Consider the following 9,923-nt stretch of genomic DNA (forward strand, 5'->3'; position numbering starts at 1 on the left):
CACGTCCAGAGTTGCGGCAAATGGTGGGGAATGTCAGTAAGAAAGGGGGAATCGGCCTCTGATGCGGCGTGTGCCCGGCACGGTAGCGTGGCTCATCGTGACGGGTTACAACGACGATCTACGCCTCGCGCACGTCATGGCGGACGCCGCCGATGACATGACCCTGCGGCGGTTCAAGGCGGTCGATCTCAAGGTCGACACCAAGCCGGACCTCACGCCGGTCAGCGACGCCGACCGGGCGGTGGAGGAGGCGATCCGCGGCACGTTGCGGCGGGCCCGTCCGCGCGACGCCGTGGTGGGCGAGGAGTTCGGGCGGACCGGCTGGGGCGCCCGGTCGTGGATCATCGATCCGATCGACGGGACCAAGAACTACGTGCGCGGCGTGCCCGTCTGGGCCACGCTCATCGCGCTCATGGACCACGGCGAGGTCGTCGTCGGGCTCGTCTCGGCGCCCGCGCTTGGCCGGCGCTGGTGGGCGGCCAAGGACGGCGGCGCGTGGACCGGCAAGAGCCTCACCAAGGCCAGCCGCATGCGGGTCTCGGCGGTGACCGATCTGGGCGACGCCTCGTTCTCCTACTCCAGCTTCGGCGGCTGGGAGAAGCAGGGCAAGCTCAACAACTTCCTGGATCTGAACCGCGCCTGCTGGCGTACCAGGGCGTATGGCGACTTCTGGTCACACATGATGGTCGCCGAGGGCGCCGTCGACCTGTCGGCCGAGCCGGAGCTGTCGCCGTGGGACATGGCGGCGCTCACGGTGATCGTCGAGGAGGCCGGCGGGCGGTGGAGCGACGTCGCCGGCGCGCCCAGCCTCGAAGGCGGCAGCCTCGTGTGTACGAATGGCGCGCTCCACGACGCGGTCCTGAACCACCTCAACGCCTGATCAGCCCAGAAGCCGCCCCACAGCGCGCATCAGCTGTCCCCGGTAGCTCTCGCCAAAAAGCACGACATGCACCAGCAGCGGATGCAACTGGTGCAGGGGCACCCGTTCCCGCCATCCGTCCGCGAGCGGGTGCTCCTCCTGATAAGCCCCAAGAATCCGGTCCAGGTACGGCACGCCGAACAAAGCCAGCATGGCCAGATCGCTCTCCCGATGCCCGCCATGCGCCGCCGGGTCGATGAGCACCCCGGTCCCGCCGGACCACAGCAGGTTCCCGCTCCACAGGTCGCCGTGGATCCGCGCCGGCGGCTCCACCGGCCCTGAAATTTCCGGGAAGATCGCCACAGCCCGCTCAAGCCGGTCTCTGTCCCCGGCGGTCAACGCCGCGGCCTGCCGTACAAAGGGAAGAACGCGGCGCGCGGCATAGAAGGCGGGCCAGTCGGGCGCGGGCGAGTTGTCCATCGGGAGCTCGGCGATGAACCCCGGCCACGGCGCGCCGAAGGCGTCGGCCCCGGCGCGGTGCATCCGCGCGAGCCCCCGCCCGAAACGCTCGGCCGCGGCCGGAGTGGGCGGCTCGGTCGGCACCCAGGACAGCACGAGCCGGTCCGCGCCCGCCTCGATCACCTCGGGCACGTTCATCACCTCGCCCAGCCACCGCAGTCCGGCCGCCTCGGAAGTGAACAAAGGGGAAACAACTCCGGACTTGGCGAAGACCTCGCGCCCGTCAGCCAGGAAACCCCGCTCCAGCCGCCATCCGTGCGAGGAGCCGAGCCGCTCGACCACTCTCACCGGAGCTCGTCGGCCAAGTGCTTGGCAAGACCCTCCGAAGCCGCCTTGACCTGCCGCAACACCTCGTCGAAGCCATCCTGACCGCCGTAATAGGGGTCGGGCACCTCCGCCTCCGCCGGCGCGGACGGATCGAACGAACGGAACAACCTGACCTCCTGCCCTGCGGGCGCGAGCCGCCTGAGCGCCCGCAGGTTGGCCGTGTCCATGGCCAGCACCAGGTCGTAACGGCTGAACCAATCCCCGGTGAACTGCCTGGCCCGATGGGCGGAGCCGTCGTAACCGCGCTCGGCCAGCGTCTGCGCGGCCCGCTGGTCCATGGGCCCGCCGACGTGCCAGTCACCGGTTCCCGCGCTGTCCACCACCACCTCGGCCAGCCCGTGCTCGGCCAGCGTGGCCCGCAGGACCACCTCGGCCATGGGCGAGCGACAGATGTTTCCCATGCACACCAGGCATACGCGGTAGGTCATGGGGTCAAGCATGCCGCTTGAGGAGCTATTCACACGAGGCGAGGCACGACTTCCGTCGCCGGTCACGACTCGTTTCATTTCCGTTCACTTTCCCCAAGTTTTATCGGTCACGTAGCAAGCAAGGATCTCCATACGAGAAGGACACAAACCGTGACCAGTGGACAGCGCCGCCTCAGCGCGGTGGCGACGGCCGCCTTCGTCGTTTCCCTCGCGGCGGCCTGTGGCGGCGGCGGTAACAGTGCGGCCACCAGCCCCGAGGCCTCCGCCCCCTCTTCGGCAGGCGCCTCCGAGCCCCCCGCGGGCCTGAGCGGCGAGATCAAGATCGACGGTTCCAGCACCGTCGCCCCGCTCATCTCGGTTGCGAGCGAGGCCTTCGGCGAGGAGCAGCCGCAGGTCAAGGTTCCGGTCGGCACCTCGGGCACCGGTGGCGGCTTCGAGAAGTTCTGCGCCGGCGAGACCGACATCTCCAACGCCTCCCGCCCGATCAAGGACGAGGAGAAGACCCTCTGCGACGGCAAGGGCATCAAGTTCACCGAACTGACGGTGGCCACCGACGCCCTGACCGTCGTGGTGCCCAAGGAGAACACCTGGGCCAAGTGCCTGACCACGGCGCAGCTCAAGAAGATGTGGGAGCCCGCCGCCGAGGGCAAGGTCAAGACCTGGAAGGACGTCGACGCCAAGTTCCCCGCGGAGGCCCTGAAGCTCTACGGCCCGGGCGCCGACTCCGGCACGTTCGACTACTTCACCGACGAGATCAACGGTGAGGAGGGCGCGAGCCGCAAGGACTACAGCCCCTCCGAGAACGACAACGACATCGTCAACGGCGTCGCCGGCGCCAAGGGTGGCCTGGGCTACTTCGGGTTCACCTACTACGAAGAGAACATGGACAAGCTGACCGCCGTGGAGATCGACTCCGGCAGCGGCTGCGTCGCCCCCAGCGTGGAGGCCGCCCAGGGTGGCAAGTACACCCCGCTGGCTCGCTCGCTGTTCGTCTACCCGTCGACCGCGGCCGTGAAGCGGCCTGAGGTCGCCGCCTTCCTCGACTACCTGAGCGCCAACATCGGCTCGCTGGCCAAGGAGGCGAAGTTCATCCCGCTCAACGCCGAGCAGGAGGCCAAGCTCAAGAGTGACATCACGGCGCTGAAGGCGGGCTGATGGCTGCACAGCACCGGGCGACCGCACCGGGGACCGGAAGGTCCCTGGCGCGGTCGCGCCCGCGTTACGGAGAGGCGATCGTCAAGGCGCTGCTTCTGGCGGCGGCGCTGGTCTCCATCGCGACCACGATCGGCATCATCTACTCGCTCGTCGAGCCGACGATCGAGTTCTTCGGAGAGGTCAGCCTCGCCCAGTTCTTCGGCTCGACCAACTGGGGCCCGCTGATCAAGCCGGCCACGTTCGGCGTCTGGCCGATCGTCGTGGCCACGCTGGAGATCACGCTGATCGCCGTCATCGTGGCGGTGCCGCTGGGCCTGGCCGCGGCGATCTACCTCTCGGAGTACGCCAAGCCGGGCGTCCGCAAGTTCTTCAAGCCGGTCCTGGAGATCCTGGCCGGTGTGCCGACCGTCGTCTTCGGCTACTTCGCGCTGTCCTTCCTCACTCCGCTGCTGAAGGACGTCTTTCCCTTCCTGAACCTTGAGGCGAAGAACGCGCTCTCTGCCGGCCTGCTCGTCGGCATCATGATCATCCCGATCGTCGCCTCCCTCGCCGAGGACTCGATGGCGGCGGTGCCGAACGGCCTGCGCGAGGGTTCCTTCGCGCTGGGCGCCTCGAAGATGCTGACCTCGGTCCGCGTCGTGGTGCCCGCGGCGTTCTCCGGCATCGTGGCCGCGATCATCCTGGCGATCTCCCGCGCCGCGGGCGAGACGATGATCGTGGCGGTCGCGGGCGGCTTCAAGTCGATCTTCACCTTCGACCCGACGAACGAGATGGCCACCATGGCGGCCTTCATCGCCCAGGCCGGCGCCGGTGACCTCTCGACCGGCTCGATCCCCTACAAGACGATCTTCGCCGTGGGTTCGCTGCTGTTCATCATCACCTTCGCGATGAACTGGTTCAGCGCCCGGATGGTGCAGAAGTACCGCGAGGTGTACGACTGATGGCAATCCTGTCCACACCTGCCTCGACCGTACGGCTGGCCAGCCAGGGCAGACCGCTCAAGGAACACCTGTTCCGGATCGCTCTGCTCGCCAGCCTGGCCATCGCCATGATCTTCCTGGTGGTCCTGCTCATCTACGTGGTGACGCAGGGCTGGCAGCGCCTCGACCTGAACCTCATCCAGAACTTCCCGTCGCTGCGGTCGGTCAACGCCGCGACGGCCGGCGTGCTGTCGGGCATCATGGGCACGCTGTGGGTGGTCGCGCTGACCGCGATCATGGCACTGCCCACCGGTGTGCTCGCCGCGGTCTACCTGGAGGAGTACGCCGACAAGACCAAGTGGTACAACCGGCTGATCGAGCTGAACATCGCCAACCTGGCGGCGGTCCCCTCGATCGTCTACGGCATCCTCGGTCTCGGCGTCATCTCCCGCGGCTTCGGTCTCGGCCCGAGCGTGATCACCGGTGCGATCACGCTGTCGCTCCTGGTGCTGCCCATCGTGATCATCGCCGCCCGCGAAGCGATCAAGGCGGTACCGCCGTCCATCCGCGAGGGTTCGCTGGCCCTCGGCGCCACGCAGTGGCAGACGATCTGGCGGCAGGTCCTGCCGGCTTCGGTGCCCGGCATCGCGACCGGTTCCATCCTGGCGCTGTCTCGCGCGATCGGCGAGGCGGCGCCGTTCCTGCTGCTCGGCGCGGCCACGCTGGTCCGCTTCAACCCTGACGGGCTGAGCAGCAGCTTCTCCGTTCTGCCGGTCCAGATCTACAACCTGATCACCAACTCTCGTCCCGAGGTCCAGGTCGTGGGCGCGGCGGCCATCGTGGTCCTGCTCGCGATCCTGCTGCTGATGAACTCAGCGGCCATCTGGCTCCGTAACCGCTACCAGAAGCGGTGGTAAGGAAGAAATGACCGAGATCATGCCGAACATCACCGTTCGCGGGCCGGAGGCCCCCCGGAACATCGAGGCCCTGGACCCGGTGTTCACCGTCTCGAATCTCAGCGTCTTCTACGGCGACTACGAGGCCGTCCGCGGAGTCGACCTGACCATCGGCAACCGCGAGATCACCGCCATGATCGGTCCGTCCGGCTGCGGCAAGTCCACGGTGCTGCGCTGCTTCAACCGGATGAACGACCTCATCCCCGGCGCCCGTGCCGCCGGTTCGATCATGTACCACGGCGAGGACCTCTACGGCGACCACGTCGACCCCATCGAGGTACGCCGCCGGATCGGCATGGTCTTCCAGAAGCCGAACCCCTTCCCCAAGTCGATCTACGACAACATCGCCTACGGCCCCCGCGTCAACGGCATGAAGGGCAAGATGGACGACCTGGTCGAGCAGGCGCTCACCCAGGCGGCCCTCTGGGACGAGGTCAAGGACAAGCTCAAGCAGAACGCCCTGTCCCTGTCCGGTGGCCAGCAGCAGCGACTGTGCATCGCCCGCGCGATCGCCGTCAGGCCCGAGGTCATCCTCATGGACGAGCCCTGCTCCGCCCTCGACCCGATCGCCACCACCAAGATCGAGGATCTGATGCAGGAGCTGTCGCGCGACTACACGATCGTGATCGTGACGCACAACATGCAGCAGGCCGCGCGCGTGTCCGACCGCACGGCGTTCTTCACCGCCGAAGTGGACGAGCAGAGCGTACGGCACGGCCGCCTGGTGGAGTTCGACGAGACCAGCCGAATCTTCACCAATCCCTCCGACAAGCGCACCGAGGACTACATCACCGGACGATTCGGCTGATGGCCCACCAGCAGACGGCATCCGAGGTGCACGGGGACACTCGTACGGCGCCCGTGCTGCTGGTGGCCGATCCCGACGAGAGCATCGTCCAGGAGCTGGCCACCGCGCTCGAACGCGAGGGCGTGACCGTCGCCGGAGTCGGCGACGGCGCGCAGGCGTTGCTCCAAGCCGGAGCTCTCAGGCCCGATGTGGTGCTGGTCTCGGCGACCCTGCCGGTCATCAGCGCCGTGGAGTTCGTGCGAGCAGTACGGCTGACGCGAGCCGTCCCCGTACTGCTCGGCGTCGGCGAAGGGCATGCCGAACAGGCGGTGCAGGCCCTGGCGGCCGGAGCGGCGGCCTGTGTGGCCCGGCCGTACCGGGTGCTGGAGTTGCTCCCGTTCGTGCAGGCCGCCTCGCCGGAGTCGCGCACGCTGCTGCGGGTGGGTGAGGTGGAGCTCGACGTACGCGCCTACCAGGTGCGGGTGAGCGGGCGAGCCGTACACCTGCCGCTGCGTGAGTTCGAGCTGCTGCACTACCTGATGCGCAACGCCGACCGCACGGTGACGCGCGAACAGATCATGCGGCACGTGTGGAACGCCACCGACGCCACGTCCACCAACACCATCGCCGTCCACGTCAAACGGCTGCGCGCGCGGCTCGGCGACGAGGACGACCAGCTCATCCAGACGGTCAGGGGTGTGGGCTATCGCCTGGTGACGCCTTGATTCCCTAGCACTTCCCGAATGAGCGCAGGATCCGGGTGACCACGCCTTCGACCATGGCGATGCCGTCGTCCACCTGCGGGCTGCCCTCGGTCAGGACCGCCACCGCGTACCTTCTGCCGATCAGGCCGACGCTGACCACGGCCCAGCGCTTGGTGGAGACCCGCTTGAGCCAGCCGTTCTTCAGCGCCGTGCGCTGACCCTCGCACGCGCCCGCGCTCACGCCCCAGTTCTGGCCGTCGATCACCGAGCCCATCAGCTTGAGCACTCGCTCGCGCTCCTTCTCCGGGAGTGGGCTCTTCTTCGACACCAGCGCGTTCATGAGCCTGACCTGGTCATCGGCCGAGGTCCTGGTGATGCCCCAGCAGTACAGGTCGAGGCAGTCGCCGGCCACGCCGCTCGTGTGCCGCAACCCGAACTTCCTGGCCGCCTTCGTGAAGCCGGCGGCGCCGCCGATGCGTGTCCAGAGCCGGTCGGCCGCGTGGTTGTCGCTGTGGCGGATCATGATGTCGGCGTCGTGGCGGGTGGCTTTGTCCAGCTTGCGCCACGGGGTCTTGCGGAGCAGGGCCATCAGGATGAGCGCCTTGGCGGTGCTGGCGGTGATGAGGCGCTCGCCCTTGTGGTAGCGGTAGAGGCGGCCGGTGGCCAAGTCCTTGACGGTGGCGGTGACCGGACCTGGACGGCCTGCCAGGTAGCGGTTCAGCCGCTTGGTGATCGCCTTGGGGTTGAGCGGGGGCGGCTTGGGCTCCTGCGCGTCCGTACCTTCCTTGGGCGGCGGCGTGGCCTGTATCGCCCGGGATCTATCCGGGGGCGGGGTGGCTTGCGGTTCCTGGGACCCGCCCGGCGGCGGCGTGGCCTGTATTGTCCAGGTTCCATCCGGGGGCGGGGTGGCCTGCGGTTCCCGGGACCCGCCCGGCTGTGTGGCCTGGGGTGCTTGGGTTCCGTCCGGTGGTGTGCCGCGATCCCCTTGGGTGGTTGGCCGGGTGGGGCCGATCAACGGGGCTGCTCTGGCCGCGTGTGATTGTCGGGTGGGTGGTCTTTGGTTGACGGGCGGCAGGCCGTACAGACTGGTGGGCAGGACGAGTGCGGAGGCCGCGAACACCCGCCACCACACGTATCCCGCCCTCCCCCGTGATTTGTCACGCATTATCGTGATAAATCACGGGGACTGCTAGACGTGGGTAAGTTTCGCGATCGAGTCGTCGTCGCAGGTGGCCCAGAACTCCCCGACCACGTCCTCCAGATGCCGCATGGACTCCGCCCGGAACAGGACATCCTGGTACTTCGTGATGTCGTACTCCGTCTGCCCCATGTCACGCAGATCGAGCGGCCGGATCTGCATCCCGCGGAACTCCTCGATCTCCCCATAGGACGACAGAATCCCCGCCCCGTAGGCGCGCAGTTCGTCCCGCTCCGCCATCACGCCGAACTCCATCGTGAACCAGAAGACCTTGGACACGAACTCCAGCGCCTCGTCCCCCTCGACCCGCCGCGCGGCATCCCCGGCCAGCCGGTAGAGCGCCGCGAACCGATCGTGCGCGAGCGCGTTGGCATGCCCGATCACCTCATGGATGACATCAGGCTCAGGCGTATAGAACGGCACAGAATGATGCCGAATGTACTGAGTGGAGTGGAACAGCCCATCAGCCAGCACCCCATAGAACTCCCGCAGCGGCACCAGCCCCGCCGCCGGCAGATACCGGAACCCGGTGAGCGGCTCCAGCAGCTCACTCACTTCCTCCAACTGCGGAATCCGCTCGTACGGCAGGCCGAGCCGAGCAGCTCCCTCCAGGTACTCCTCGGTGGCGTAGCGCTTGTGCTTGACGGCCAGTTCCCCCGCGACGAGCGCCCAGATGCCGTGCTCTTCCTCGGTGTACTCGGCGGCCGGAATCGGCATCCCCCGCCGATGGTTCACGGCCAGTCCCGCGATCGCGTTACGCCGCGCCCGGTAGACCGGATCGGCGAACCCCGGATGCGACCGCGATAGCTCGACCACGACCGAGCCATCCCCTTGCGTCTCGACCGGGGCGAAGTACTGTGCTTCCTCGAACATGTGCACATGACAGCAATTTCCTGATTCGCTGGCAAGAGCGAGCAGCTGGACTGCACGATCCGCCTCACACCGCCCGCCGTTATCGGTGAATACTAGTCATTCCGCACAGAGGGAGAGAGGAGCCACCCTTAGCCGAAACGTACAGCCCAACGCGAGATAGGCTCCCCTGTCATACAGGGACAGCCTCGTTCGCTGGTCGAATCGCACAGAGGTAGACGCATGGATGAACTGGACGCCCGCCTGCTGACGACCATGCGGGCACACCCCCGCATCGGCCTGACCGAACTGGCCCGCCTCCTGGGGGTGGCCAGAGGAACCGTCCAGGCCCGCGTGGAAAAGCTGACGACCCGCGGCGTGATCACCGACTTCGGCCCCACGGTCGAACCCGCCAGGGTCGGCTACCCGATCCTGGCGTTCGTGTGGCTCCAGATAGCCCAGGGCCGGCTGACCGAGTCCGTAGAGGCTCTACACGCGATTCCGGAGATCCTGGAGGTCCACGGCACCAGCGGCCAGCACGACCTGCTGTGCCGAGTGGTGGCGAAAAGCACCGAACACCTCCAGGAGGTCATCGCCACAGTCCTGGCCTCCCCCGCCGTCCAACGCACCGACTCCACGATCGCCCTCTCCACCCAGATCCCGTTCCGCATAGAGCCCCTCCTCCACACAGCAGCAACCCCATGACCCAAGAAGGGGCCACCCACCGAGGCGGCGAAGGTGCGGGGGTCCCGCAGTGGTTGGTGGCGGGGATGCGCGGGCACCGCAGCAGGCCACCCACGGCCCAACACGCCCGCACGCGTTCTCCCCATACCGGCGCTAGACAAGCGGCGAGACAGATCCGGGCGCCGTGCGCGTTGCGCCGGACCCGTCCGCGGGGGTGCTCGCCGTCGCGGCGCTGGATAAGCGTGGGGAGGGGCGACATGCGGGGGTGGGCGGCGTTGGGTGGGACGCGAGGTGGGTGGATGGGACGCGAGGTGGGTGAGTGGTTGGGTGGCGTGGGGTGAGCCCTCGCCGGGGCAGGGTGGTGAGCCCCGGCCGCCGAGGTCTGTGTGGTGGAGCCTCCCGTTCGGTCTCCCGCCGTCCCGGCGCTCGACAAGCGTGGGGAGAGCGGCATGGATGGGAGGCGCACGCGTGAGAGGGGGCAGGCCCGGGTAGGCCCGCAACGCAAAAAGGGGCTATCCCACAATCGGTGGGACAGCC

Annotated in this window: 11 protein-coding genes; 7 read left to right on the forward strand and 4 right to left on the reverse strand. The window is 67.8% G+C overall.

The window, feature by feature from the left end; translation table 11 throughout:
• Positions 1 to 61: 61 nt before the first annotated feature.
• Positions 62 to 880: a histidinol-phosphatase gene (hisN, locus tag ACIBKY_RS48940; protein ID WP_397108468.1), complete on the forward strand. Its 819-nt coding sequence runs from the start codon at positions 62 to 64 to the stop codon at positions 878 to 880.
• Here hisN and ACIBKY_RS48945 read toward each other — a convergent pair whose 3' ends face one another.
• Together ACIBKY_RS48945 and ACIBKY_RS48950 are read right to left on the reverse strand one after the other, a co-directional pair.
• Entirely contained in the window at positions 881 to 1,666 is a 786-nt protein-coding gene (locus tag ACIBKY_RS48945) for a fructosamine kinase family protein (RefSeq protein WP_397108470.1), read from the reverse strand.
• Positions 1,663 to 2,133, reverse strand: a complete 471-nt coding sequence (locus ACIBKY_RS48950) for a low molecular weight protein-tyrosine-phosphatase (protein WP_397108472.1) — start codon at positions 2,131 to 2,133, stop codon at positions 1,663 to 1,665. The genes ACIBKY_RS48945 and ACIBKY_RS48950 overlap by 4 nt, the downstream gene beginning before the upstream one ends.
• 150 nt (positions 2,134 to 2,283) lie before the next feature.
• On the opposite strand from ACIBKY_RS48950, the gene ACIBKY_RS48955 reads away from it, so the two are divergent.
• From ACIBKY_RS48955 to ACIBKY_RS48975, 5 genes are read left to right on the forward strand one after another with little or no spacing between them, the layout of a single operon-like run.
• Positions 2,284 to 3,288: a PstS family phosphate ABC transporter substrate-binding protein gene (locus ACIBKY_RS48955; RefSeq protein ID WP_397108474.1), complete on the forward strand. Its 1,005-nt coding sequence runs from the start codon at positions 2,284 to 2,286 to the stop codon at positions 3,286 to 3,288.
• Positions 3,288 to 4,229, forward strand: a complete 942-nt coding sequence (gene pstC, locus ACIBKY_RS48960) for a phosphate ABC transporter permease subunit PstC (protein ID WP_397108476.1) — start codon at positions 3,288 to 3,290, stop codon at positions 4,227 to 4,229. Before ACIBKY_RS48955 ends, pstC begins: the two co-directional genes overlap by 1 nt.
• Positions 4,229 to 5,125: a phosphate ABC transporter permease PstA gene (pstA, locus tag ACIBKY_RS48965; RefSeq protein ID WP_397108478.1), complete on the forward strand. Its 897-nt coding sequence runs from the start codon at positions 4,229 to 4,231 to the stop codon at positions 5,123 to 5,125. The genes pstC and pstA overlap by 1 nt, the downstream gene beginning before the upstream one ends.
• A 19-nt stretch (positions 5,126 to 5,144) precedes the next feature.
• Positions 5,145 to 5,972: a phosphate ABC transporter ATP-binding protein PstB gene (pstB, locus tag ACIBKY_RS48970; RefSeq protein ID WP_221341587.1), complete on the forward strand. Its 828-nt coding sequence runs from the start codon at positions 5,145 to 5,147 to the stop codon at positions 5,970 to 5,972.
• On the forward strand, positions 5,972 to 6,676 hold the full coding sequence (locus tag ACIBKY_RS48975; RefSeq protein ID WP_397108480.1) for a response regulator transcription factor: 705 nt from the start codon (positions 5,972 to 5,974) through the stop codon (positions 6,674 to 6,676). The genes pstB and ACIBKY_RS48975 overlap by 1 nt, the downstream gene beginning before the upstream one ends.
• Positions 6,677 to 6,680: 4 nt before the next feature.
• Here ACIBKY_RS48975 and ACIBKY_RS48980 read toward each other — a convergent pair whose 3' ends face one another.
• Together ACIBKY_RS48980 and ACIBKY_RS48985 are read right to left on the reverse strand one after the other, a co-directional pair.
• Positions 6,681 to 7,322 (reverse strand): serine hydrolase, encoded by a 642-nt coding sequence (locus tag ACIBKY_RS48980; RefSeq protein WP_397108482.1) that lies wholly within the window; start codon positions 7,320 to 7,322, stop codon positions 6,681 to 6,683.
• 522 nt (positions 7,323 to 7,844) lie between these two features.
• On the reverse strand, positions 7,845 to 8,726 hold the full coding sequence (locus ACIBKY_RS48985) for a phenylalanine 4-monooxygenase (protein WP_397108484.1): 882 nt from the start codon (positions 8,724 to 8,726) through the stop codon (positions 7,845 to 7,847).
• Between the two features lie 219 nt (positions 8,727 to 8,945).
• Here ACIBKY_RS48985 and ACIBKY_RS48990 point away from each other — a divergent pair, with 219 nt between their 5' ends.
• Positions 8,946 to 9,407 carry an Lrp/AsnC family transcriptional regulator gene (locus ACIBKY_RS48990; RefSeq protein WP_397108486.1) on the forward strand — a complete coding sequence of 154 codons (462 nt, stop codon included), beginning with the start codon at positions 8,946 to 8,948 and terminating at the stop codon, positions 9,405 to 9,407.
• Positions 9,408 to 9,923: the final 516 nt, after the last annotated feature.

The organism is Nonomuraea sp. NPDC050394, assembly GCF_044459065.1.
Taxonomy (GTDB): Bacteria; Actinomycetota; Actinomycetes; order Streptosporangiales; family Streptosporangiaceae; genus Nonomuraea.

Excerpts from the sequence above, each read along its gene's own strand:
- pstA (WP_397108478.1), top strand. The coding sequence starts at position 4,229 with ATGGCAATCCTGTCCACACCTGCCTCGACCGTACGGCTGGCCAGCCAG.
- hisN (WP_397108468.1), top strand. The coding sequence starts at position 62 with ATGCGGCGTGTGCCCGGCACGGTAGCGTGGCTCATCGTGACGGGTTAC.
- pstB (WP_221341587.1), top strand. The coding sequence starts at position 5,145 with ATGCCGAACATCACCGTTCGCGGGCCGGAGGCCCCCCGGAACATCGAG.
- pstC (WP_397108476.1), top strand. The coding sequence starts at position 3,288 with ATGGCTGCACAGCACCGGGCGACCGCACCGGGGACCGGAAGGTCCCTG.
- ACIBKY_RS48950 (WP_397108472.1), bottom strand. The coding sequence starts at position 2,133 with ATGACCTACCGCGTATGCCTGGTGTGCATGGGAAACATCTGTCGCTCG.
- ACIBKY_RS48975 (WP_397108480.1), top strand. The coding sequence starts at position 5,972 with ATGGCCCACCAGCAGACGGCATCCGAGGTGCACGGGGACACTCGTACG.
- ACIBKY_RS48990 (WP_397108486.1), top strand. The coding sequence starts at position 8,946 with ATGGATGAACTGGACGCCCGCCTGCTGACGACCATGCGGGCACACCCC.
- ACIBKY_RS48985 (WP_397108484.1), bottom strand. The coding sequence starts at position 8,726 with ATGTTCGAGGAAGCACAGTACTTCGCCCCGGTCGAGACGCAAGGGGAT.